The 25,455-nt window shown below is 66.3% G+C and carries 18 protein-coding genes, 2 tRNA genes and 1 pseudogene; 18 read left to right on the top strand and 3 right to left on the bottom strand.

Annotated features, from left to right (window positions below):
• From OXU50_03255 to OXU50_03195, 13 genes and pseudogenes are all read left to right on the top strand, one after another.
• A partial coding sequence (locus OXU50_03255) for a VWA domain-containing protein (GenBank protein MDD9868901.1) occupies positions 1-1,483 on the top strand: 1,483 nt, incomplete at its 5' end.
• 77 nt (positions 1,484-1,560) lie between these two features.
• Entirely contained in the window at positions 1,561-2,913 is a 1,353-nt protein-coding gene (locus OXU50_03250) for a hypothetical protein (protein ID MDD9868900.1), read from the top strand.
• 112 nt (positions 2,914-3,025) lie between these two features.
• A complete protein-coding gene (locus OXU50_03245) occupies positions 3,026-4,042 on the top strand; it encodes a cupin-like domain-containing protein (GenBank protein ID MDD9868899.1) in 1,017 nt (338 codons plus the stop codon).
• Between the two features lie 31 nt (positions 4,043-4,073).
• The gene (locus OXU50_03240; protein ID MDD9868898.1) at positions 4,074-5,066 is read left to right on the top strand and encodes a cupin-like domain-containing protein; all 993 of its coding nucleotides are present in this window, start codon (positions 4,074-4,076) and stop codon (positions 5,064-5,066) included.
• A gap of 342 nt (positions 5,067-5,408) precedes the next feature.
• Positions 5,409-5,927 (top strand): hypothetical protein, encoded by a 519-nt coding sequence (locus OXU50_03235; protein ID MDD9868897.1) that lies wholly within the window; start codon positions 5,409-5,411, stop codon positions 5,925-5,927.
• Between the two features lie 134 nt (positions 5,928-6,061).
• On the top strand, positions 6,062-6,769 hold the full coding sequence (locus OXU50_03230) for an ABC transporter permease (GenBank protein ID MDD9868896.1): 708 nt from the start codon (positions 6,062-6,064) through the stop codon (positions 6,767-6,769).
• The gene (locus OXU50_03225) at positions 6,766-7,467 is read left to right on the top strand and encodes an ATP-binding cassette domain-containing protein (protein MDD9868895.1); all 702 of its coding nucleotides are present in this window, start codon (positions 6,766-6,768) and stop codon (positions 7,465-7,467) included. Before OXU50_03230 ends, OXU50_03225 begins: the two co-directional genes overlap by 4 nt.
• Positions 7,437-8,279: a substrate-binding domain-containing protein gene (locus OXU50_03220; GenBank protein MDD9868894.1), complete on the top strand. Its 843-nt coding sequence runs from the start codon at positions 7,437-7,439 to the stop codon at positions 8,277-8,279. The genes OXU50_03225 and OXU50_03220 overlap by 31 nt, the downstream gene beginning before the upstream one ends.
• A 217-nt stretch (positions 8,280-8,496) precedes the next feature.
• A pseudogene (gene ftsH / locus OXU50_03215) lies at positions 8,497-10,344 on the top strand (ATP-dependent zinc metalloprotease FtsH).
• 62 nt (positions 10,345-10,406) lie between these two features.
• Complete coding sequence (glmM, locus tag OXU50_03210) at positions 10,407-11,744, top strand: phosphoglucosamine mutase (protein ID MDD9868893.1); 1,338 nt, start codon at positions 10,407-10,409, stop codon at positions 11,742-11,744.
• 4 nt (positions 11,745-11,748) lie between these two features.
• Complete coding sequence (tpiA, locus tag OXU50_03205) at positions 11,749-12,522, top strand: triose-phosphate isomerase (protein ID MDD9868892.1); 774 nt, start codon at positions 11,749-11,751, stop codon at positions 12,520-12,522.
• 16 nt (positions 12,523-12,538) lie between these two features.
• On the top strand, positions 12,539-13,003 hold the full coding sequence (gene secG / locus OXU50_03200; GenBank protein MDD9868891.1) for a preprotein translocase subunit SecG: 465 nt from the start codon (positions 12,539-12,541) through the stop codon (positions 13,001-13,003).
• 30 nt (positions 13,004-13,033) lie between these two features.
• Positions 13,034-13,118 (top strand) — tRNA-Leu (locus OXU50_03195).
• A gap of 170 nt (positions 13,119-13,288) precedes the next feature.
• Here OXU50_03195 and OXU50_03190 read toward each other — a convergent pair.
• Positions 13,289-13,891 carry a DUF1326 domain-containing protein gene (locus OXU50_03190; GenBank protein MDD9868890.1) on the bottom strand — a complete coding sequence of 201 codons (603 nt, stop codon included), beginning with the start codon at positions 13,889-13,891 and terminating at the stop codon, positions 13,289-13,291.
• A gap of 183 nt (positions 13,892-14,074) precedes the next feature.
• Between OXU50_03190 and OXU50_03185 the strand changes: the two genes are divergently transcribed.
• On the top strand, positions 14,075-14,902 hold the full coding sequence (locus tag OXU50_03185) for a DUF2182 domain-containing protein (protein ID MDD9868889.1): 828 nt from the start codon (positions 14,075-14,077) through the stop codon (positions 14,900-14,902).
• A gap of 44 nt (positions 14,903-14,946) precedes the next feature.
• A tRNA-Met gene (locus OXU50_03180) sits at positions 14,947-15,023 on the top strand.
• Positions 15,024-15,046: 23 nt separating this feature from the next.
• Here the strand turns inward: OXU50_03180 and OXU50_03175 are convergent.
• Entirely contained in the window at positions 15,047-15,541 is a 495-nt protein-coding gene (locus tag OXU50_03175) for a hypothetical protein (protein MDD9868888.1), read from the bottom strand.
• Complete coding sequence (locus OXU50_03170) at positions 15,511-16,860, bottom strand: sulfite oxidase (GenBank protein ID MDD9868887.1); 1,350 nt, start codon at positions 16,858-16,860, stop codon at positions 15,511-15,513. The genes OXU50_03175 and OXU50_03170 overlap by 31 nt, the downstream gene beginning before the upstream one ends.
• 154 nt (positions 16,861-17,014) lie before the next feature.
• Here OXU50_03170 and OXU50_03165 point away from each other — a divergent pair, with 154 nt between their 5' ends.
• The 3 genes from OXU50_03165 (at position 17,015) to OXU50_03155 (ending at position 25,449) form a co-directional block, all read left to right on the top strand.
• Positions 17,015-17,200 (top strand): hypothetical protein, encoded by a 186-nt coding sequence (locus OXU50_03165; GenBank protein ID MDD9868886.1) that lies wholly within the window; start codon positions 17,015-17,017, stop codon positions 17,198-17,200.
• Between the two features lie 789 nt (positions 17,201-17,989).
• Positions 17,990-18,469, top strand: a complete 480-nt coding sequence (locus tag OXU50_03160; protein MDD9868885.1) for a hypothetical protein — start codon at positions 17,990-17,992, stop codon at positions 18,467-18,469.
• Positions 18,466-25,449: an FG-GAP-like repeat-containing protein gene (locus OXU50_03155; protein ID MDD9868884.1), complete on the top strand. Its 6,984-nt coding sequence runs from the start codon at positions 18,466-18,468 to the stop codon at positions 25,447-25,449. Before OXU50_03160 ends, OXU50_03155 begins: the two co-directional genes overlap by 4 nt.
• The last annotated feature ends 6 nt before the right edge of the window (positions 25,450-25,455 follow it).

The following is a 25,455-nucleotide window of genomic DNA, read 5'->3' as shown; positions in this document are numbered from 1 at the left end:
GCGCCTGCCGCAGCCGGTGTTCCGCGACCAGTCGGCGTTTGTCATCGCGCTTGACCTGTCGCGCTCAATGGACGCGACCGACATTGAACCCAGCCGCCTGTCGCGCGCGCGCTTCAAGATTACCGACCTGCTGTCGCAGCGCGAATCCGGGCAGACGGCGCTGGTGGTGTACGCCAACCAGGCGTTCGTCGTCGTGCCGCTGACCGACGACCGCAACGCGATAGAACTGTATTTGCAATCGCTGACGACCGACCTGCTGCCGGCGCAGGGCAGCCGCCCCGACCGCGCGCTGCAAGAGGCCGGCGCGCTGCTGCTGCAAGCCGGCGTGCCGGCGGGCGATATCCTGATGGTGACCGACTACGCCGACGCGCGCGCCGCCGCCGAGGCGCGCCACCTGGCCGGCAGGAATTACCGCGTGTCGGTGCTGGGCGTCGGCACCGACAGCGGCGCGCCGGTGCCGCTGGAGTCGGGCGATTTTCTGACGCACGGCGGCGAGATTGTCGTGCCGGCGCTGGCCGGTGACGCGCTGCGCGCGCTGGCGCAGGCCGGCGGCGGCATCTACCGCCGCCTCGGTCTTGCCGGCAGCGCCGATGTGTCCGACCTCGCGGCGTGGGCGAAGACATCGCCGGCGGCGAAGGCCGAAGACAGCGAGAAGGCGGCCACCGAAGTCTGGCGCGAACGCGGCCCGTGGCTGCTGCTGCTGCTGGCGCCGCTGGCGGCGCTGGCGTTTCGCCGCGGCGTGCTGGCCGTGGCCGCCGCGCTGCTGCTGCCGCTGCCGCAAACCGGTTACGCGCAGGACTGGCTGGACGCCTGGCTGCGCCCCGACCAGCAGGCGGCGCGCGCGCTGTCGCACGGCGACGCCGCCCGCGCCGCGCGCCTGTTTGAGGATGCGCGATGGAAGGCGGCGGCGCAATACCGCAACGGCGACTTCGCCGACGCCGCCAAAACGCTGGAACCGCTGGCGGGCGCCGGCGACTGGTACAACCGCGGCAACGCGCTGGCGCAGTCCGGCGACTTGCAGCAGGCCGTCGCCGCCTACCGCCGCGCGCTGGAACTGGAGCCGGACAACGACGACGCGCAGCACAACCTGAACCTGGTCGAGCAGGTGATGCAGCAGATGCAGCAACAGATGCAGCAGGGCGGCGAAGGCGAGCAGCAGCAGGCGCAGCAGCAAGAGGGCGACGGCGAAGACCAGGCGCGGCGCGCGCAGCAGCGCCAGGCCGGCGCCGACAATGACGAGTCCGACAGCGGCGACAACCAGGACGCGGCGGGTGATTCCGACGAGGCGCAGGGCGACAGCAGCGACACCGCCGGCGCCGACGATTCGGCGACGCAGGCGATGACCGAGGACGAACAGGCGATTGAGCAATACCTGCGCCGCATTTCCGACGACCCGCGGCGGCTGCTTCAACGCAAACTCCATCACCTGAACCGGCGCAAGGAAAGGGCCAGCGGCGAACGCGGAGGCGAGTCGCCGTGGTAAGGCGGTTGCTTTCGGTTTGCGCCGCCGCCGCAGGACGCTTGCTCGCGGCCTGCGTTGCTGGGTTCCGGCGAGCCGCCGTGGCAAGGCGCGCGCTCGCAGCGTGCGCCGTCGCATTCCAGTGCTGGGCGCCGCCTTCGGCGCTGGCGCAGACGCCGCCCGGCGACACCTTTATTGAAACCGAGGTTCAGCCGCGCTCGCCGTATGTGCAGCAGCAGTCGCTGTTTGTGCTGCGGGTGTTCACGACGCGCAGCCTGAAAGGTTCGGTAACGCCGCTGAAACCGCACGGCGATGTCGTCGTCGAGAACCTCGGCGGCATGAAACGCTACCAGGCGCCGCGCAACGGCAGAAGTTACCAGGTGTTTGAGCAGCGCTACCTGTTTTTCGCGCAGAACAGCGGCGAACTGGCGTTTGACCCGATTGTGCTGGCCGGGTCGTATATTGAAAACAACCGGCGCTTCAATGTGCGTGAACAGTCGCAGGCGGTGCGCGTCACCGTGCGCCCGGCGCCGCCTTCATTCCCCGGCGGCTGGCTGCCGGCGCGCTCGGTGGAACTGAAGGAGAAGTGGTCGCAGGAACCGGCGGGCTGGAAGGTCGGCGACTCGCTGGTACGCACGCTGATACTGCGCGGCAAGGGCGTTTCGGCGAACCAGTTGCCGGAGATTGAATGGCCGCAGATGGATGACTTCAATGTCTATCCCGACCAGGCGCGCCTGAGCGGGCGCATTGACGGCGAGAACTCCACCGGCGAGCGCCGCCGCAACATCGTGCTGATACCGTCCAGGGCCGGGCGCCGCACGCTGCCGGCGATTCGCATTCCGTGGTGGAACACCGACACCGACCGCCTCGAATACGCGGTGCTGGCGGCGCGCGAACTGGAAATCGCCGAAGGTGATGTTGGCGCGGTGGTTACTTTGGGTGAAGCCGCGGGCGTCGCCGCCGCCGCGCCGCCGCCGCAGGCGCCGCGCCGCGCCAGTCCGTGGATGTGGTTCAGCCTTGCGTTGGCCGCCGCGTGGCTTGCGACGCTGGCGTTTTTCAGCCGCGCCGTGTGGCGAGGCTGGTGGCTGCGCTGGCGCGAAGGCGCGCGTTTTCTGCGTCTGTGCCGCGCGCGATTGAAGCACGCCTGCGCCGCCGGCGATGCGCGCGCCGCCAAAGACGCGCTGATGGAATGGGCCGCGCTGGTCTGGCCCGGTGATGCTCCGGCAACCATCGGCCAGGCCGCCGACCTGTGCGCGGCGGCCCCCGGCGGCGACCGCCTGCACCGCGAAATCGGCGCATTGAAGCGCGCGCTGTACGGCGGCGCCGAATCGTGGTCGGGGCACGAACTGTGGCAGGCCTTCTCGGAATTCTCGCCGCCGCCGCCGACGCAGGTGGCGCCGGACGCCGAATCGCGCCTTGCCGCGCTGCATGTGATCACCCGTCCGCCGCCGTAGGACGGCGGACTGGCACTGGCACCCGTCCGCCGCCATAGGGCGACGGACTGGCATTGGTGAATGCCGGTGATTAGTGCAGGCGGAGGGGCGTGTTATTTCGTACAATAGAACAATGAACGGCAACAGTGTGACAACGGCTCGTGCGGGCGCGGCGGTGAACGGGCAATCGGCGCCAATGTCGGCGCTTGACAGTCTGCTTGGGGATTTTGATCGTGCGGACTTTTTTGCCAACCACTGGGAGAAGCGCACCTGCGTTATTCACCACGGCGACCCGCAGCGTTTCGCGCACCTGCTGAGTTGCGAGCAGTTCATGGACGAGGAGGTGCGTCATTGCCGGGTGTTGCGCGGCGCCTATCTGGACCCGCAGGGGTGGCCGTCGGAAGTGGTTATCCGGCCCGGGCAGGCGAAGAAGGTGTTTGAGTCGGGCATGACCGTCGCCGCGTCCATGATGCGCGAGAGCGGCGCGCTGAAGGCGTTTCTGGATTCTTTCCGCGCCTGCCTGTTCGGCGTGGCGCCGCATTTCAACGCCTATTACTCGCCCGACCGGAAAGGCTACAGCGTTCATTTTGACGCCCATCCGGTGTGGTTTCTGCAAGTCGCCGGCAGCAAGCACTGGTATCTCGGGCGCAAGCCCGTGGTTCGCAACCCGCCGATGACCCTCGGCTTTCCGCCCGACCGCGAGGTGCTGAAACTGCCGTGGATTACCGTCAACAAACCGCCGCTGGACGACCCCGAACAGTTCATGTCGGTTACGCTGGAGCCGGGCGATGTCGCGTACATGCCGCCGGGCACCTGGCACCGGGCGTCGGCGCGCGGTTATTCGCTGGCGCTGACGCTGGCCTCGGCGCACATCACCGTCGCCGACCTCGTGTGCGGCGTGATGCAGGATCGCCTGTCGTCGTCCGAATGCAGCGCGCTGACGGAGCGCGTCGGCGGCGTGGCGGCGTCGGCGCGCGGCGGCAACGGCGCGCTGCCCGGCGGCGTCGAGCAGGCGCTGGCCGGACGCCTGGCCGCCGCCAAAGACCTGGTGTCGCGCATTGAGATGGAAGACCTGCGCCGCAAGTTCGCGCAACTGGCGAAAATGTCCACCGAAGACCTGATTGCGCTGAATGTCAAAAAGGCTGACTGAGGGGCGCCTGAACCGTTATAATGTTCTTCTGATGGACGACACAAGGCCAGCCGCATCCGCGCTTGAACTGCTGCTCGGGGATTTCGACCGCGAGGAGTTTTTCAGCGACTACTGGGAGAAACGCAGTTTCTTCATGCACCACAACGACCCCGGACGGTTCTCGCACCTGCTGAGCCGCGAGCGCTTCATGGAGCACACGGTGCACCACTGCGGCCACTTGCGGGCCAATTTCTTTGATTCCAGAAACTGGTCGGCGGAAGTGGAACTGGAGCCGTCGCAGGCGGAGAAGGTGTATGAGTCCGGCATGACGGTCGGCGCCTCGGTGCTGGATGCGGAGGGCGAACTGAAGGCGTTTCTGGATTCGTTCCGCGCCGGCGTGTATTCGGCGGCGACGCCGCATTTCAACGCCTATTATTCGCCCGACGGCAAGGGCTACATCGCCCACTTCGACACGCACCCGGTGTGGCTGATGCAGGTTGATGGGCGCAAACACTGGCGCATCGGGCGCGAGCCGGTCATTCGCAACCCGCAGTTCAACATCGTGTTTCCGCCCGACCGCGAAGTGCTGCGACTGCCGTGGATTACGATAGAAAAGCCCGCCCTGGAGAATGACGAGAAGTTCGTCTCGGTAACGCTGAACCCCGGCGATGTGATTTACATGCCGCCCGGCACCTGGCACCAGGCGCGCGCCGAGGGTTTTTCGCTGGCGCTGACGCTGGCGCAGTCGCGCATCACCGCCCTTGACCTGCTGCTCACGGTGTTGCAGCACAGTCTGCCGGCGCCGGAGTTCAAGGCGCTGGGCGAGCGCGTCGGCGGCCAGCAGGCCGCGCGCCGCGACGGCGGCCATCTGGACCCGGATGTCGAGGCGGTGCTGGCCGAGCGCCTTGAGATGTTCAAGCATCTGGTGTCGCGCATAGAAATGCCCAACCTGCGCGCCGCCTGGGGCCAGGTCTCCCGACTTTCCGCCAAAGACATGAACTTCATGGGCGCGAAAGAAGTCGCCGCGGTACTGAAGAACAGATAACGCGCCGCGCACCGGCGGTGTTCGCCGCCCGGCGATGCGCCCCGTTTCGCCGCCGCCGGTTCAGTAACCTCTGGCAGTCCCCTGCGACGGCGTTGCGGGCGGCTCAGACACCTTTGTCAGTCTTGCGGCCCGCGCCGCGCCGCAGTCTAATGTGCGCCATGTTGTCGGGACCGCGCTTTGTGGCGTTTTGTTCCGGCGGAAATCACCAACACCCACAGGAGGTAAACAATGGAAACGCGCTTATCACAAGGCGTGGGCGAGCCGGTCAGACCGGCTTCAATGGCAAATGAACATCGCGGGGACAGTCGCAGAGCCAATATCGGGTCGGCTTTCCCGGTTCCGATGGTCAATGAAATCGCGGCTGTCGTTATTGGCCGTGCGCTGAGCGACCCCGATGCCGGGTCGGAACTGGAGGAGGCCATGCTGAAAAGCCTCTCTTCGGTTGACAATCTGGAAGTCGTCTATCAGCAGAACACCGCCGATGAACTGAACATCGTGGTGCCCGACTATCCCGATTTCAGCATGGCGCTGCGGAAGTTGAAGGAGAGCGAACTGACGGGGATACACGGAGGCGAGATCTTCGGCGCCCTGACCGGCGTGACCCTCAGCTGGATCGGCTGCCAGGTCGGCATCGGCCTGATCTTCGGCACCGGCCTGACCCTGGGCGGCACCGTCATCGGCGCCACCAGCGCCGCCACATTCGCCGGCGCGCTGGTCGTTGCCGGGATGATCGCGATGCCCATCGGAATCGGCGTGATTGGCGCGACGGTGGCGACCGGCCTCGGCGTCGGCATTGCCGCCGGAGTGGGCGCCTTCAACTCGGGCAGCAGCAACAGTGTCAATGTTGCTTTTGCGAGTTAAGGACGCCGCATCCACCCGTTGAGGCGGCGCGGGCCGCCTCGCCGGAAAAGCCGCGCAATTCCTTCGGGAAGCGCGGCTTTGTTTTGTACGCGGCGCCGCCCTGGTGCGCCTTCCTGTATAATGTTGCGCCCGCGATGACCGATTTTTCCGACGCGCTGCAAACGGCGCTGCTGCTGCTGGTGAATCTCGACGCCGGCCTGATTGAAATCATCGCGCTGTCGCTGAGGGTCAGCCTGACGGCGGTCGCGGTGGCGGCGCTGGTCGGGCTGCCGCTGGGCGCGCTGCTGGCGGTCAGCCGCTTTCCGACGCGGCGCTTCTGGATCAACCTGCTGAACACTTTCATGGGCCTGCCGCCGGTCGTCGTCGGCCTGATGGTGTACCTGCTGCTGTCGCGCGCCGGGCCGCTCGGGCCGCTCGGCCTGCTTTACACGCCGGTCGCGATGATCATCGCGCAGACGCTGCTGATTCTGCCGATCATCGCCGCGCTGTCCTGCGGCGTTGTTCAGGGGCTGTTTGACGAATACCACGAACAACTGCGCTCGCTCGGCAGCCGCACGCTGGCGACGGCGCGCACGCTGCTGTGGGAGGGGCGCTTCGGCCTCGTTACCGCGATTCTCGCCGGTTTCGGGCGCGGCAACGCCGAGGTCGGCGCGGTGCTGATCGTCGGCGGCAACATCAACCATTCCACGCGCGTGATGACGACGACCATCGCACTCGAGACCAGCAAGGGCAATCTGGCGCTGGCGCTGGCGCTCGGCCTGATACTGATACTGGTGTCGCTGCTGGTGGCGTCGGCGGCGCAGTGGCTGCACACCGCGACGATGCGCAGGAGCCGCTCGTGAGGCTGGAAATTGAGCACCTGATGTACCGCGCCGGCGGGCGCACGCTGATGGACGACATCAGCCTTGTCAGCGACAGCGCGCACTGCACCGCGCTGCTCGGCGCCAACGGCGCCGGCAAGAGTCTGCTGCTGCGCCTGTGCCACGGCCTGCTTGAACCCGCCGCCGGGCGGATACGCTGGGATTCGCGCCCGCCGCGCGCATTGGGCGCCGCCATCACGATGGTCTTTCAGAAGCCGGTGCTGCTGCGCCGCAGCGCGCGCGCCAATGTCGAGCATGCGCTCTACCTGCAGGGCGCGGCGCGCGCGGCGCGGCGCGCGCGCGCGGCGGCGGCGCTGGAACTGGCGGGGCTGGGCGACTGCATGGAGCGCCAGGCCGGCGTGCTGTCCGGCGGCCAGCAGCAGCGCCTTGCGATTGCGCGCGCGTGGGCGCTGAAGCCGGCGGTTATCCTGATGGACGAGCCGACCTCCAAACTTGATGTGCGTTCCGCCGCGCGGGTTGAGCGGACCATCGGCGAACTGCGGCGCGAGGGCATCAAGATTATCCTGACATCGCACAACCTGGCGCAGGTGCGCCGGCTTTGCGGCGAAGTGGTCTTTCTGCACGAGGGGCGCCTGGTGCAGCAGGACGCGATGGACGATTTTTTCGCGCGCCCGGCGAACGACATCGTATGCGAATTCATCGAAGCACAGACTTTCTGACGGGTCTTGCCGGCCTTGTGGCGGGCTTGTGCGCGGCGTTTTTGTTCGCCGCCGCCGCCAATGCCGGCGCCGCGGTTACGCTGGCCTCGACGACCTCAACCGACAATTCCGGCCTCTACGACTACCTGCTGCCGAAATTCACCGCCGACACCGGCATCCGGGTGCGGGTCATCGCCGTCGGCACCGGGCGCGCGCTCAGCATCGGGCGGCGCGGCGACGCCGATTTGCTGATTGTCCACGACCGCGAATCCGAGCAGGAGTTTGTCGCCGACGGCCACGGCGTGGCGCGCGTTCCTTTCATGTACAACGACTATGTGCTGGTCGGCCCGCGCGCCGACCCCGGCGGCCTGCGCGCCGCCGACGATGTGGTGCACGCGATGCGCCTGATTGCGCGCGGGCGCCGCCCGTTCATCTCGCGCGGCGACGACAGCGGCACGCACAAAAAGGAATTGCAGTTGTGGCGCGCCGCCGGGCTTGCGCCCGGCGCCGCCGACGCCTGGTACCGCGAAGCCGGCGCCGGCATGGGCGCGGTGCTGAACCTGGCCAACGAACTGGTGGCCTACACGCTGACCGACCGCTCGACCTGGGTCAGTTTCAACAACCGCGCCGCGCTCGCGCTGCTGGTGGAGAACGAGCCGCCGCTGCACAACCCGTACAGCGCGATTCTGGTCAACCCCGAAAAGCACCCGGCAATCAACCACCGCGGCGCGCGGCGCCTGGTCGAGTGGCTGACATCGCCGCGCGGCCTGGACTGGATTGACAACTACCGCGTGCGCGGCGTGCGCCTGTTCCACCCGCTGCGCGGCGGCTGACGCGCGCCTTGCGGGGCGGCGCATTGCCCGGATTGGCGGCGTTCCGCTGTTTCAGCCGCCGCCCGGCGCCTGACACAGGGCCTTGCGGGGCGCCGTATTGCACGCTATATCAACGCTTTCGCCGCCTTGCAACGGCGCAAACGGCGTTTCCCTTGATGGGTTATAATCAGCGCATGAAAATCTCACCCACCGGAGGAGGTGCGGCATGAGCGATGTGATGAAGAACCTGATTCTGTGGATTGTCATTGCCACCGTGCTGATGATCGCCTTCAACAACTTTGTCGTGCGCGAGGAGTCGTCAACGACGCTGCCGTATTCGCAGTTTATCGCCGATGTCCGCAACGGCCAGGTGCGAAGCGTCGAGATTGACGCCGACAACCGCACCGTTACCGGCAACTACGCGAGCGGCGGGCGCTTCACGACCTACAATCCGGGCGACCCGGAACTGGTCAACGACCTGCTGGGCCACAATGTCGAGATCAAGACCGGGCCGGAGCAGAAGCGTTCGTTTCTGACCGAGTTGCTCGTCAGCTGGTTCCCGATGCTGCTGCTGATCGGCATCTGGATTTTCTTCATGCGGCAGATGCAGGGCGGCGTCAGCGGACGCGGCGCGATGTCGTTCGGCAAGAGCCGCGCGCGCCTGATGGGCGAGGACCAGATCAAGGTGACTTTCAAGGATGTCGCCGGCGTTGAAGAGGCCAAGGAGGAAGTCTCCGAACTGGTGGAGTTCCTGAAAGACCCGGGCAAATTCCAGAAACTGGGCGGGCGCATCCCGAAAGGCGTGCTGATGGTCGGCGCGCCCGGCACCGGCAAGACGCTGCTGGCCAAGGCCATCGCCGGCGAGGCCAAGGTGCCGTTTTTCTCGATTTCAGGCTCCGACTTCGTCGAGATGTTCGTCGGCGTCGGCGCGTCGCGCGTGCGCGACATGTTCTCGCAGGCCAAGAAGCACGCGCCGTGCATCATCTTCATTGACGAGATTGACGCGGTCGGGCGCCACCGCGGCGCCGGCCTCGGCGGCGGCCACGACGAGCGCGAGCAGACCCTGAACCAGTTGCTCGTCGAGATGGACGGCTTTGAGGGGCATGAGGGCATCATCGTCATCTCGGCGACCAACCGCCCCGATGTGCTCGACCCGGCGCTGCTGAGGCCGGGGCGCTTCGACCGCCAGGTCGTCGTGCCGTTGCCCGATGTGCGCGGGCGCGAGCAGATTCTGAAGGTGCACATGCGCAAGGTGCCGTGCGACGACGATGTTCGCGCCGATTTGCTGGCGCGCGGCACGCCGGGCTTTTCCGGCGCCGACCTCGCCAATCTGATCAACGAAGGCTCGCTGTTCGCGGCGCGCGCCAACAAGCGCACGGTGCAGATGGCGGACTTCGAGCGCGCCAAGGACAAGATCATGATGGGCGCCGAGCGCAAGTCCATGGTGATGAGCGAGGACGAGAAAAAACTCACGGCCTACCACGAGTCGGGCCATGCCATCGTCGGGCGCCTGGTGCCGGAGCACGACCCGGTGTACAAGGTGACGATCATCCCGCGCGGCAGGGCGCTTGGCGTTACGATGTTTCTGCCCGAGGAAGACCGTTACAGCCACACGCGCACGAAACTGGAAAGCCAGATTGCGAGCCTGTTCGGCGGGCGCGTCGCCGAGGAACTGGTGTTCGGTTCCGGCTCGGTCACGACCGGCGCCTCCAACGACATTGAACGCGCCACCGAGATTGCGCGCAACATGGTCACGCGCTGGGGGCTGTCGGAGCGGCTCGGGCCGCTGTCGTACAGCGAGGAGGAGGGGCACCCCTTCCTCGGCCACAGTGTCGCGCAGCAGGCCAAGACCTTCTCGGACGACACCGCGCAGGCGATAGACGAGGAGATTCACCGCATCATTGACGAGAACTACCGCGCGACGCAGAAGATACTGAAAGACAACATGGACAAACTGCACATCATGGCCGGGGCGCTGATGAAATACGAGACGATCGACAGCGACCAGATTGACGACATCATGGAAGGCAGGGATCCGAGGCCGCCGCAGCACTGGGACGACGACGACACCGACGCCGGCGCCGACGACATCGCCGCCGAGCCGCAGGAAGACGGCGACGACCAGATAGGCCGCCCGGCCCGGCTGCACTGAACCGGAACAGAAAATATTTCGGCACCGACGGCGTTCGCGGTGTTGTCGGCACGCCGCCGATGACGCCGGAGATGGTGCGCCAACTCGGCTGGGCGGCGGGGCGGGTGTTTGCTCGCGGCGGCGGCGGGCGCGTCGTTATCGGCAGGGACACGCGGGTTTCGGGCGAGATGCTGGAAGCGGCGCTGTGCGATGGGTTGGCCGCCGCCGGCGTCGGCGTCGGCCTGTTAGGCATGCTGCCGACGCCCGCCGTCGCGTATCTGGCGCGTGAACTGGGCGCCGTCGCGGGCGCGGTCATCAGCGCATCGCACAATCCGTACCGGGACAACGGCATCAAGTTTTTTTCATCCGAAGCGGTCAAGTTGTCCGACGACGAGGAACTTGAAATCGAGCGCCGGATGGAGGCGTCGTGCGAGGCCGCCGCCGTGCCCGGCGCGGTGGCGCAAGTGGACGGCGCCGGCGAGCGTTACCTCCGTTTCTGCCTGGCCGCCGTGCCCGAAACGATGCGCCTTGACGGCGTTCGCCTTGCGGTGGATTGCGCGCACGGCGCGGTCTGGCAGGTTGCGCCGCAAGTCTATCGTTCGCTCGGCGCCGAAGTGACGCTGCTCGGCGCCGCGCCCGATGGCCGCAACATCAACCGCGATTGCGGCACGACATCGCCCGCCGCGTTGCAGCGCGCCGTCGCCGAAGGCGGCGCCGATCTCGGCATCGCGTTTGATGGCGACGGCGACCGCGTGCTGATGGTGGCCGCTGACGGGCGCCTCGTGGACGGCGACGAACTGCTGTTCATCATCGCCGACGGCCTGCACCGGCGCGGCGGCCTGCGCGGCGGCGTTGTCGGCACCGAAATGAGCAACCTCGGCCTGGAGACGGCGCTGCGCGAACGCGGCATCGGCTTTGAGCGCGCCGCCGTCGGCGACCGTTATGTGATGCAAAAAATGACCGACATGGGCTGGACGCTCGGCGGCGAACCGGCGGGGCACATCATCTGCCTCGACAAGACGACGACGGGCGATGCGATCATCGCGTCGCTGGTGGTGCTGCAAACGCTGGTGGAAAGCGGCGACGATCTCGGCGCCGCCGCCGCCGCCGTGCACAAGTGCCCGCAGGTGCTGGTCAATGTGCCGCTGCGGCGGCGCCTTGACGGGCAGGTTCCCGAAGTTGAGCGCGCCGCGGCGACGGCGCGGCGGGCATTGGGCGACGGCGGGCGGGTGCTGGTGCGCGCGTCCGGCACCGAGCCTTTGCTGAGAATCATGGTTGAGTCGCAACTTGAGGACACCAGCCGCCTGTGGGCCGGGCGCATCGCCGACGAGGCGCGCCGCTCGCTCGGCGCCTGACCCGATGAACGCCGCCCGCCGCCCGCTGGTCGCCGCGAACTGGAAACTGCACGGTTCGCTGCGCTTTGCCGGCGACTGGGCGCGCGACTTTCTGCGCCGCCCGCCGCCCGCTGAGGTTGAGGTGCTGGTGTGCCCGGCGTTCGTGCACATCGCGCATCTGGCGCGGGTGCTGGAAGGCAGCGGCGTCGCCGTCGGCGCGCAAAACATCAGCGAACACCGCGACGGCGCGTTCACCGGCGAGGTGTCGGCGGCGATGCTGAAGGAACTGGGCTGCGATTATGTCCTTGTCGGCCATTCGGAGCGCCGCCTGATTTACCGCGAGAGCGACGAACAGATTGCCGGGAAACTGCGCGCCGCCGCCGCCGCCGGCCTGAAGCCGGTTCTGTGCGTCGGCGAGACGCTCGACCAGCGCCGCGCCGACGAGACCCGCGAAGTGCTGCGGCGGCAACTGGACGCCGCCGCGCCGGTGCTGTCGGGCCTTGCCGCGGACGCTTTTGTCATCGCCTACGAGCCGGTCTGGGCCATCGGCACCGGCGAGACGGCGGCGCCCGAACAGGCGCAGCAGGCGCACGCCTTCATCCGCGACCGGCTTGGCGGCCTGGCGGGCGGGCGCGCCGAAGGCGTGCGGGTGGTTTACGGCGGCAGCGTAAAGACGGATAATGCGGCCTCGTTGTTCCAAATGAATGATGTGGACGGCGGCCTGGTGGGCGGCGCTTCGCTGAAAGCGGAGGCTTTTGCGGACATCTGCCGCGCGGCGCCGCCGCCGGAACACGACTGACAACGGTGAGGAAACAATGCTTTACGGAATTTTGCTTGGCATAGAAGTCATCATCGCCATTCTTCTGATTGTGCTGATACTGCTGCATCGCGGCAAGGGCGCGGAAGTCGGGGCGGTTTTTTCGGGCGGCGGCTCGACTTCGGTCTTCGGCGCCAGAGGCTCGGCCTCTTTTCTGACGAAGGTGGTCGCGGTGCTGTCGGCGCTTTTTCTGATCAACAGCCTGTCGCTGACCTACATCGCCAACCGCGATTTCGGCGACAGCGTGATTGACGACGGCGCCGTCGGGTCGCCGCTGATGGAGGAGGCCGGCGAAGAGTTTGGCGAAGGCGCCGACGACGCCGTCCCGGACAGCCCCGCCGCCGCGCCGGACATTCCCGATGCGCCGCCGGGCGGCCTGCCTTCCGGCCTGCCGACCGATGTCCCCGCCGCCGGCGAACCGCCCGGCGATGTGCCGCTGCTGCCGGAGGAAACCGGAAGGTAGTACAATCGGCGGCAAAGCCGGCCAATCAACGCCGATGTGGTGGAATTGGCAGACACGCTGTCTTGAGGGGGCAGTGGCGCAAGCCGTGCCGGTTCGAGTCCGGCCATCGGCACCAGCCGGCGATTGAATACTGAAGAGGCCGCGTCGCCCGGACGGGCGGCGCGGCCTCTTTGCCGTTCGGGCCTGCGGCCTCAGCTGGCGAAGACGATGCTGACGTGGTTTTCGCCGCCGCGGCCTGCAAGGCAAACCGCGGCGTTTTCACAGGAGTTTTATTCGACCGGTTTTTCAGTCCGGCTGGTAGGTGAAAGCCGACGCCAGGCTGACCGTGCCCGTGTGGCTGTGCTTCTCTTCGTGGTCGTATTTCATGACATCGGTCTCGTGTACCGCAATCGCGTGGCCGGGCGCGACCGCCAGCGGCGGGTTGTCCACCGTGACATGCTTGCCGTCGGCGCCTTCAAGCGCGTGGACTTTCACTTCGCCGACGCCCTTGATGACCATGCTCTTTTCCTTGTCGCCGTAGTCAATCTGGATGGAGGCCGAGTGCACGCCCATCACCTCGCCGACCAGACTCGCGATGACCGCCGGATGGCCGCCGACTTCGCCGCCGTAGATTTTCTCGAGCGCCGCTTTCTGGTCTGCGCTGGCGCGCTCGTCAATGTAAAGGGCGATTCTCCAGCCGCCGTCGGTCAGGTCGCCGGGCGCGTTCAGGTAGATGCCGACATTCAGGCCCGCCAGATCGGTGCTGTCCATGTGCCCTTTCTCAATGGCCCACCCGACCAGCGCCTTGCAATGGCCCTTGGTCGGCGACTTCAGAAAGATGCACGGACAGACAACATCGCAGGTGCAGGACTCAAAGTAATTGCCTTCGATTTTCCAGTTCTTGGACATTTCTTCCTCCATAGGTGTGGTGAAGTGGTGAAATAGAATGCCGGTACCATACTACTTTGCCCCCACCGGCACAACCCCGCCCGAAACCCCCGCCCGCCGCCGGGCGCCGGGCGGCGGCGTGCCCGCGTGGTATGATGGCGGCCCCCCTTTCAGGGAGATTTCGGGGGGATTTCAGGGAGATTCATGTTCAAGACAAATCCCGCTTTGGCGAAGGCGGCGGAGGCGCTGCCACCGCTTGACTGGAAGGACCGGAGTGTTGTTTTTGCCGGCATGGCCGCCGTGCTGGCGGTGTCGTGGGGTTACCTGCTGTTCATGTCGTGGCAGATGCAGCAGATGCACACGGGCGGCTGGGAGATGTGGATGCCGCCCGCCGCCGGCGGGCGCCCGTGGACGCTCTATGACCTGACGGCGCTGTTCTTCATGTGGTCGGTGATGATGGTCGCGATGATGCTGCCGACGGTGCTGCCGGCGACGGCCATCTACGCCGCCCTCGGCAAGCGCCGCCATCCCGGCGGCAGTTTCCGCCGCGAGACTTATTTGTTTGTGTTCGGCTACCTGCTGGTGTGGGTTGCGTTCAGCGCGCTGGCCGCGCTGGTGCAGTGGCCGCTGCATGTCGCCAATGTGCTGAACCGGATGATGGAGGGCGGCGGCCTGCTGTTCGGCGGCCTTGTGCTGCTGGTCGCGGGCGTTTATCAGTGGACGCCGCTGAAAACCGCCTGCCTTGATTACTGCCGTTCGCCGCTCGGCTTTCTGCTGTCGTGCTGGAAGGACGGCGCCGCGGGCGCCGTCGGCATGGGCGCGCGCAACGGTTTGTTCTGCCTCGGCTGCTGCTGGGCGCTGATGCTGGTGATGTTCGCGGTCGGCGTGATGAATGTGCTGTGGATGGCGCTGCTCGCGGTCTTCGTGCTGATGGAAAAGGTCGTGCCGCCGGGCACTGCGGTGCGCGTCGGCGCCGGCGTCGCGCTGACGGCCTGGGGTCTTTACTGGCTGCTGCGGTATTTCACCGCCTGAAAATCCGCCCGCTTTGCGGTATAATCCGGTAGAATAACAACGGGTGCGGGGTGGAGCAGTCTGGCAGCTCGTCGGGCTCATAACCCGAAGGTCGGAGGTTCAAATCCTCCCCCCGCTACCAACCCGCCGAAGTACTGCCCGTTGTTACTCGTTGCGCCCGAAATGAGGGCGGCCCGGGCCGTAGTGTGCGGACAGGTAATCCAGCAACTCGTTCAGTTGCGGCTGCGGAATCTGCCACAGGCCGTGTTCCGACTGCATCCACTCAATCAACTCCATCCAGCCGCCGCGCGGCTGGCCCTGCTGAATCACCAGTTGCGCCGAATGGCAGGCCGTGCAATGCGCGATGGCCGCTTGGTAGCCGGGCGCCATGAAAAACCCGCTGCCGGGGTCGTAACCGCCGGCGTCCGGCGCGCCCGCATCACCGGCGAACACCGCGCCCGCAAACAACGCAAAAACAACGGCGCCCAACCGCCAGGCACGCCGCACGACTGAACACATCGGCGGCGCCACCGCAAAACGAACAACGCGCAGCCGCCCGCTCAAACGCATGGACGGCAGCGCCGCGCCCGGCGACACCGCAAAACCGGCGCGCCGCCGCGCCCGCACAATCAAACTACATGGACGGCGATCCGGTGGCACCGGTTGTTCAGGTAGCCCTTCGGATTCCAGCCGGGCACCAGCATCGGCTGCGCGGCGCCGCGTTCGTCGGTTGCGCGCGCCCACACCTCGTAATACCCGGTCTTCGGAAAGCGCACGCTGGCGGACCAGTCCTGCCACGCGAGGCGGTTTTTGGGTTTGGACAGCCGCGCTTCCCGCCAGGTCGCGCCGAAATCAACCGACACATGAACCGCGCGCACGCTCAAGTCGCCGGCCCACGCATGGCCGCCGACCTCCAGCGCGCTGCCCGCCGCATGTTCCATCGCGGTGCGGGGCCGCGTAATCAGCGACTTCACCGGCATGCTCTCGATGATCATCATGTCGCTGTCATCCACTTTGGTTCCCGGCGCCACCGGGTTCTTCGGCACCTTGTATGCCTTGCCCGTCATCTTGGCGCCGTCGTGCACGCGGTCGCGCAGCGCGATGCCGGTCAGCCATTTGCCGCAGGTTGAACCGGGCCACCCCGCGGTGATCACGCGCAGCGGATAGCCGTTCAGGATGTTGATGTCCTCGCCGTTCATCGCCCACGCAATCAGCGACTCGTCCTCCATCGCCTTGGCCAGCGGAACGCCGCGCGAAATGGGGCGCTTGTTCGGGTCGCCGCTCAGGTGTTTGTCCTTGCCGAAGTTGGCGGTGTACACCGCGCCGCGGCGCACGCCCGCAGACTCCAGCACATCGCGCAGGCGCACGCCGGTCCAGTTGGCGCAGCCGACGGCGCCGGTGGTCCACTGGTTGCCGCGCGCCGGCGGGTCGTATTCGGCCCTGCCGTTGCCGCCGCACTCAATCTGCAACTGATAGGTGTGGTGCCTGAATTCCTTTTTCAGTTGCGCGATGGTCAGCGTGCGCGGGCGCTCGATGGACTCGCCGTCTATCGTCAGCGTCCACTCGCCGGGGTCGAGTTCCCCGCGCGGCGGCACGATGCCGTTGTTGCGAACAAACATGTATTTGGCGGGTGTCACCGAATCGTCGAGAAGATGCGGCGGCGTTTCCGCATTGATTGGGCGGTCGTTCAGAATGCGAAGGCCCTTTTTGCCGTAGGCGGCCCAGTTGAAGTCGGCGGTGGAATCGGCGAGCGCCGCCGGTATCAGCCCGGCGGGCATTCTGCCGGAAAACACCACCGGCAAACCCAGCGCCGCGGCCATGCCGGCCAGCCCGGCCCCTTTCAGAAAGCCGCGTCGGGAAGCATTGCAGCGCCTGCCGAACACCAGCCGGTCGGCGCGCTCGGGGTCGTCGGCGTACAGTTCATGCAGGCCCCGCTCAACGGGCCGCGAACGGTTTATTCTGTTGACTTTCGGAATCATGATAAACCTCCTTGCAAGATGCATTGAAACCGCCTTGATTATAGCAGAATTTCCGCCCGACGAACGGCATTTGAGAGCGTTTGATGGCGCCGGAAAGCCATACAGGACAAGACTTTCCGACGAACGGCTGCGTTTTTTGTGTTATGCTGGGGGCATGAAGTACATTGACCTGAAAGAGTTGATGGCCAGCGGGCGGCAGTGTGGCGTGGTTGTCGTCGCCGCCGGCATTATCCAGGGTTTTACCACGCCGGAAACTGCTGTGGCAGTTATCATGGCCTCTGTTGGGACCGCAGTAATTCTTGTCAACGGCATCAAAGTAAAGGAGGAAAAGGAAGAATGACTACTCCGCTAATCGTTGTTTTGGTGGTCGCCGCGATAGCCAGCATCCCGGGGATTATCGCCTTGATTGACCAATTCCGCAGACGTTAAGGATGGCATGTGCATGGGTGATAAATAATGACCACTCCGTTAATCGTTGTTTTGGTACTTGCCGCGGTACTCATCACCGTGGTTGTTGCTACCCTGATTGCCCAGCGCCGCAACCGCTAACCCGGCAGCATGGAAATGACCACGCCACTAATCGTTGTTTTGGTGTTCGCCGCGGTACTCATCACCGTGATTGTCGCCGGCCTGATTGCCCAGCGCCGCGACCGCTAACCCGACAGCATGGAAATGACCACTCCGCTAATTGTTGTTCTGGTGGTTGGCGTGATATTCACCGTCACGGGGATTGTCGCTGCCCTGGTTGACCGACATAACAGCCGCCGACCCACCACCCGGAAATGACCACTCCGTTAATCCTTTCTTTGGTGGTTGCTGTAGCATTCATCACTCCGGTGATTATTGCGCTGATTATGGAGCGTCTTGAAGATCGCCGCAATGAGCGTCGCAAGCGCTGACTGCGCCGCATTGCCGGCACCATAAAGGCCGCCTTCGGGCGGCCTTTTTTGTGTACGCTGCCGGCGCGCCCGCATCGCCGGAAGCGGCAATACTTCGCCGAATTGACCGTTCGTCCGACGGGGGGACGCCGTTTCTGTCATTCATACCGGTAAATGCCACCGTTCAGCCCATTGGCTGAACCGCTCTCTTATGAACGCTTTTAGATTGCCTTCCGAACCAGGGAGGCATGATGAATCGTTGGAAACCTGTCATCGTCGGCTGCTGCCGCGAGCCTGTTTTCTGGGCGGCGCTGCTGCTGGCCGGTTTTGGTATCTGGCTTTACGGATACGAAACCGGGCCGGTGGCGCCATCCGCAACGCAGGCGCGCGCAGCCGCTGAACGGGCCGCGGACAGCGCGGACACGGCGAACACGGCGGACACCGCCGCAGACGGCCCCGCGCCGCTTGCGCGCCGGGAGTCCGTCGGTGCGCCGGGCGGCGATGGCGGCGCGGACAACGATTCCATCGGCGGCGATGCGGAGGCTTTGCCGCGGCGCTGGATTCGGGAAGCGGATGTGCTGGTGCACCGCGGCGACGAGTTGATTCTCGACGCGGGTTTGCCGGCGAAGTTTCTCGACCGCGTTCCCCTCCATCTGGAAGACATTCACCAGGCGCTGGAAGACGCCGGCAGGCGTTTGCGCGACAACGACATTTCCGGGGAGGAACAATGAAACAGCATTGGACACAACTTATCTCATGGCGCGCGCTGGCCGTCGGCGGCCTGATCGCGCTGTCGCAGGGCGCCGCCGCCGACGCGGTCGGCGCGATACAGGGCGACTTTGAGGTCGGCGGCCAGGGCGCCGCGACCTGGCGCGTCGCCATTCAGGTGCCGCCCGCCGCGCGCGGTTTCGAGCCGCAACTGGCGCTGGCGTACAACAGCCAGGCCGGCAACGGCATCGCCGGCCTCGGCTGGATGCTGGAAGGGCTGTCGGTTGTGAGCCGCTGTGCGCGCGACCTCGCGCAGGACGGCGACTACGACGGGCCGCTGCAGGTGGTGATGGACGACCGCGACCGCTTCTGCCTGGACGGGCAGCGCCTTGCCGTCGTCTCCGGCGATTACGGCGGCGACGCCGGCGAATACCGCACCCGCATCGAGAGTTTCTCGCGCGTTCGTTCATACGGCCGGATTGGAACCGGCGGCAACGGGCGTTCGCTCGGGCCGCGCAAGTTCAAGGTGTGGCGGCGCGACGGCGTGGTGATGGACTACGGGCGCAGCGAAGCCTCGCGCCTGCACGCCCCCGAAGACAACGGCGCGCGCGCGGTCAGGGTCTGGCTGCTCGACCGCATCAGCGACCGCTTCGGCAACGAGATACTGATTCGCTACCACAAGGACGGCGAGCGGGGCCATCGCGTTGCGCGGGTGGATTACGGCAACGGCAAAAGCCGGGTGGTGTTTCAGTACGGGCAGCGCGACGATGCCGGGCGGCGTTTCACCGCGGGCGCGGAGACGGCGCACCGCCACCGCCTGACTTCCATCAGTACCTGGACGAGCTGGAAGATGGTGCGGCGTTACGACCTGGCCTACGCGCCGCGCCCGGCGGGCGCGGCGGCGTTGCCTTCGCTGTACCCGTCGCGGCTGGCCTCGATCACCGAGTGCATCCGCAATGAATGCCTGCCGCCGACGCGGTTTGACTGGCACGGGCAGGCGGCGGACGCCGCCGCCGACTGGACGGTCAAGACCAGCGCGTCGGCGGTGCTGAGCCTGTTTCGCCACAGCGACGACTTCCGGCTCGGTTTCGGCGACTTCAACGGCGACGGCCTGAACGACATCTACGAAGTTCGCGGCAACAGCGGGCGCGTCACCGACCGGCTGTACCTGAACCTCGGCAACGGGCGTTTTGACGCGGTGGACGGCGCCGCGACCGAATTGTCCGGCAGCGCCGGCGCCGGCCAGTTTCACTTCGCCGACTTCGACGGCGACGGCCTCACCGATGTGTACCAGTTGCGCTACCGCCACGACATGGATGTGATTTACCTGTCGCGCGTGAACGGCGGGCGGGTTTCGTTCGAGCGCGTCAGCGGCATCGCGACGGGCGCCGGCTCGCGGCCCGACATTGGCCGCTGCCTCGACATCGCGTGCCTGAAGTTCGGCGACTTCAACGGCGACGGGCGCAGCGACATCTACCGCATGGGCAAGCGCGACATGGGCATGCGCGGCGACGGCATTTTTCTGTCCACCGGCGCCGGCACTTTCCGCAAGGTCGCCGGCATCGGCGCCGTCGTGCGCCGCGGCGAGAACAATGCGCGCGTGGATGTGCAGCGCCTGCACATCGCCGACTTCAACGGCGACGGGCGCAGCGACATCTACTACCTGCAGGAGGGCATGGACGACCTGCACCTGACCGTGCGCCCGGGCGTCTATCGGCGCGTCAACGGCGTCGGCAGCGCCGACCGCTTCGGCTCCAACGACACCTTTGTCCACCGCTACCGCTTCGCCGACTTCAACGGCGACGGCCTCGCCGATGTGTATTACAACGGCCTGCGTTCGGGCGGCAAGGCGCTGGAAACCGATGTGGTTCACCTGTCCAAAGGCGACGGCACTTACCACACGCGAAGCGCCCGCCACCGCGGGATTTTCAGCCCGTCGTACGGCGCCGACAAACTCGCCGGCGTGCAGGTCGCCGATTTCAACGGCGACGGCAAAAGCGATCTGTTCGAGAAAAACGGCGCCAACGGCTCCATCTGCATTATTGACGAAAGACAGAGCTGCGCGCAAATCACGGTGCGCTTCACCGGCCTGTCGCCGACCCATCTGCAATTCGTTGACTTCAACGGCGACGGCGCGAGCGACATCTACTGGAGCGACCGCCACGGCGGGCACACCGACACCAGGGGATGGACTCCGGGGCACGCAATCGTGCGGGTGACCGACGGTTTCGGCGTGCGCACCGACATCGCCTACGGCCATCCCGCCGACCCCGGCGTTCACCGCGCCGACCGGCAAAGCGCCTGGCCAAATGTCTTTGCATACCCGCCGGTGCGCGTCGTGCGCCGCGTGCTGACCGAGGACGAACACGGCGAGTTGAACAACCGCACGCTCTACCGCTACGGCAACGCGAAAATCCATCTCGGCGGCCACGGCTTTCTCGGCTTCGGTCGGCGCGACGAGGTGGACACCGCGCGCGGCATCATCACGCGCACGCGCTTTCTGCAGGACTTTCCGTACACCGGGCAGGTGGCGTCGGTGGTCTCCAAACTGCACGACGGCGGCGCCTGGGACGACAACGGCGATGTGCTGTCGTCGCTGCAAAACGGCTACGACCGCGTTGAGCTGAACCACGGCGCCTCAATCTTCGTGCGCCGGACAAGCGGCGAGGAGGCGCGCCATGATCTCGGCCTTGAGGAAATCTCGCAGACTGAAAGCGACTTTGAGTACGACGAGTTCGGCAATGTCACGCTGATGCGGGAGGAAGTCAGCGGCGACGGGCGGGTTTTCACGACGACCACCCGCAAGCGCTACGACAATGACGAGGACAAATGGCTGCCCGGGCAACTGCGGCATGTCGCGGTGATGAACGAGGCCGACGGCCAGGCGGATGTTTCGCTTGAGGAACGCGAGTTTGATCGCGACCCGGAAACGGGCGCCGTCACCCGTGAAGTCCTCGGCTCCGGCGCGCGGAAGCGCGAATATCTGTACCGTTACGACAACTTCGGCAACCGCATCGCCAAGGTCGAGCGGGGACAGTCATATCTGCCGGGGGGCGTGCTGCACCGCTGGCAAACCGTGGAGCGCGAGACACTGACCACCTACAACGACGACGGGCGTTTTCCGGTCAAGACGGTGAACCCGATGGGGCATACCGTCAGTTCATGGTTCGGCGCGCGTTTCGGCCAGTTGCTTTCGGTGACCGACGCCAACGGCCTGGCGACGGTCAAGCACTACAATCTGTGGGGGCGCCAGACCGGCGAGAGCCGCCCCGACGGAGTCGAGACGAGACGCCGCCATCTGTGGAACTGTTCGCATCGCGCACGCAACTGCACCAATGGCCGGCAGTGGGGCGGCGCGCCGGCGGGCGCGGTGTACGCTGTGACCGGGGAGACCGACGGCGAGACGCCGCGCATCACCTGGCACGACCGCTTTCGGCGAAAAATCCGCGAAGCGGGCATCGGCGACGGCGGGCGCCCCGTGTTGCGCGACTTCGTCCACGACCGCTTTGGCCGCGTGATTGCCGAGAGTCTGCCGTATTTCAGCGGCGACGAGGCGCACTGGACGCGCCGCCAGTACGATGTGCTCGACCGCGTCGTCTCGACGGAAACGCCGCTTGAAGACGGCGTTGCCGTGTCGGGCGTAGAGTACCGCGGGCTGGCGGTGGACTACACCAACGCGCGCGGCATGGACAAGACCATTGTCAAGGACGCGCTCGGGCGCACCGTCCGCATCGCCGAGCCGGAGGGCGCCGTTGTCGAGAACACCTACGACGCGGCGGGGCGGCTGATTGCGGTGCGCGACGCGCACGGCAACGAGACGACGATGCAATACAACCGGCGTGGCGAGAAAATCAGGCTGGAAGACCCCGATGCCGGCTGGAAAAGTTACGCCTACGATGCTTTCGGCAATGTCGTCTGGGATGACGCGCCCGGCAACGAGACGACGCTGGTGTACGACAAATTGGGCCGCCGGGTTGAACACCATTATCTGGCCGCCGGCAGGCACAACGCATGGACTTACGACAGCGCCGACAACGGCGTCGGCAAACTGGCGAAGAAGAAAAGCCTTGACGGGCACATCGAGCAGTACCGCTACGACAATCTCGGGCGCCTGGCCGAGGTCAACGACTTGCGCGGGTATGTCATCCGCACCGACTACGACCGCCACGGGCGCGCCGCGCGCGTCACGCGGCCCGGCGGCTTTGTCGTCGAGCACGCCTACGACGCGCAGGGGCGCTTGCTGTCGCTGAAAAGCCCGCGCGCGCAGATACCCGACTTCAATGCCGCCGCGCTGACGCGCGCGCAGCGCGAGGCGCTGCAAACGCAGGCCAGGGCCGCCGAACGGATTGCGTTCTACCGGGGCAAGGTGCGCGAGTACGAGGGCCGCATCGCCCTTTACCGGCAAACGGCGGAGTCGTATCTCGAGGCTCCCGAGGACTTGCCGTGGTCGGGCGACAAGGCCGAGGAACTGGCGCAGCGCCTCGGCTCCATCGCCGACGGCCTCGCCCGCAAAATCGCCAAACTGCGCGAGGAGATTGCGAAACTCAATAAGGATGGCTGGGCGATGCACCGGCTGGCCATGAACGAACCGCAGTACCGGATGGGTTTTGCGCCTGTGCATTCCTGCCAATTTGTGCCGGGCGGTTTTCAGCCAATCGGGCTGCATGTCAACAGTTGGGATACCGGCGGGTCATCGTCCGGCGAATGGACTTGCGGCACCTCATATCAATATCAGTTGGTGGCGAACTGGGATCGTGTGTACTACGAGAGCCGGGCACAAACCCTGTGGCAACAAGCAAGAGACAAACGCGACGAAGTCAGCGAAAAAGCCGAAGAACTGGAAACGCTGGTGCGCGATGAAATCGGCGATGATTGGAAGACCGTCGCGCGCTGGGTGCTCGTCGCCGAGGACCTGCGCGCGATGCACTCCGACCTCGACGAACTCGACAAGGCGCGTGCAAACATCGTCGCGCAGCAGCAGCGCGGCGAACACTACGGCAAGTTGGGCGGCCATTACCGAGCCATCAACGACGCCGCCGGCGCGCAGGTTCATCACTGGCGCGCGGTGTCGCGCGATGCGGCGGGGCGGGTTTTGTCCGAGGTGTACGGCAACGGACTGCACGGCGAGAACCGCTACCATCCGGCCACCGGGCGCCTGCTTGAAAGCGTGACGACAACGCCATCGGGCCGGGATGTGCGGCGCCACGCCTACACCTACGACGCGCTCGGCAATCTGGCCAATCGCACCGACCGCGTGCGCGGCATCGAGGAGTCGTTCGCCTACGACGAACTCGACCGCCTGGTGTCGTCCATGGTGACCGGCGCCGGTCTCGGTGACGACTACAACCGGATTGCGCTCTACACCTACGATGAAACCGGCAACCTGGTCTCGAAGTCCGGCGTCGGTGATTACACCTACGGCGACCAGGGCCGCACGCCGCACGCCGTCAGCAGCACGCCGCGCGGGCGCTACCGCTACGACAGCAGCGGGCGTATGGTGGACAGCCCGGACTTCACCGCCGCCTGGAATGGGTACAACAAGCCGTCGTCCATCACGCGCAAGTCCGACGGGCGCGTGCTGCGGATGTACTACGACGCCGACCGCCGCAAGATCAGGCAGACGGATTCGGCGGGAGGGCAGACTATCCATGTCGGCAATCTCTACGAGAAATTCATCCGCGACGGCGTCGTGCAGCACCGGCATTACATCCACGCCGAGAACCGGCTGGTCGCCATCAAGTCCATTGAAGGCGGCGGCGGCCCGCAAACCGGCGACTTCCGCTACTTCCACTGGGATGTGCTGGGGTCTCCCGACGCGGTCAGCGACCACAGCGGGCGCATCGTCGAGACCTTCAGTTACACGCCGTTCGGCGAGCGCCGCGCGCACCCGGGAACCGGCGTCGGCGACACGCCGTCGGCGTGGACGCGGCGCGGCTACACCGGCCACGAGCACCTTGATGCGTTCGGCCTGATTGACATGAAGGGGCGCGTTTACGACCCCGCCATCGGGCGCTTCTTAAGCCCCGACCCGCATGTGCAGGCGCCCGACCGCACGCAAAGCCACAACCGTTACAGTTATGTGATGAACAACCCGATGAAATACACCGACCCCAGCGGCTTCTTCTTCAAGAAGGCCTTCAAGTCGTTGTTTCGCGGAATCCGCAGTTTGTTCAAGAAGCGCATCTTCCGCTTCGCGGTGGCCGCCGTGGTCAGTTATGTCGCCGGCTCGTGGGCCTACGCCAAATACCTCGGCAAATGGGGCGCCACCGCAGCCGCCGCCACCGCCAAGGCGCCGGCGTGGGCGCTGACCAACGCCCGCCTGCTGCAGGGGGCGGTCGGCGGCGCCACCTTCAGCGCGTCGTCGTCGGCGCTGAACGGCGACTTCAACGGCCTGCTCGGCAACGGCCTGCGCGGCGCGCTCGGCGGTTCGCTGTCGGGCGGCGTCAACGCCTGGTTCTCGCCGGGCAACTACTCGGCGGCGCGCGTTTTTGCCGACAGCCTCGCCGGCGGCGCGTCGGAAGTGCTGCACGGCGGCAAGTTCGCCGACGGCTTCAAGGCGAGTTTCCGCGCCGCCGCGTTGTCGGCGGCGGCGATGGGCATGCGCGAGAGGATGATCGCGCAGTCAAAACTCGACCCGCGAAACGCGGCGGGCAAGAGCGCCGGCTTTTTCGGCGACGGCTTCAAACTGGCCGGCGGGCGCATCGTCTCGTGGCTGGCCGAACAGGTGCCCAGCCCGTTCGGCGGCGTCCAGGGCGGGCCGGGCGCGTTCTTCGGCCACGCCTACGAGCCGGGTTCGTGGCTTGACCTGGTGCACGAGGCGTACGCCGGGCCGCACGACTTCCTGAACAGCGGCTACTGGTACGACTCGATGGGCAACATCAAGCGCATGTCAGCGTTCGCGCGCGGCTTCGGCGAGGTGCTGAACTTCGCCAACCTGGCGGTGGCGACGCCGTTTGTCGCGGCGTCGGTGACGCCGGCGTGGGCGACGCGCAGCCTGCGCTGATGTTGT

It is taken from the genome of Gammaproteobacteria bacterium (genome assembly GCA_028817225.1).
Taxonomy (GTDB): Bacteria; Pseudomonadota; Gammaproteobacteria; order Poriferisulfidales; family Oxydemutatoraceae; genus Oxydemutator.
The sequence above is the reverse complement of the archived record's forward strand: the minus strand, read 5'-3'. Positions and strand labels throughout refer to the sequence as shown.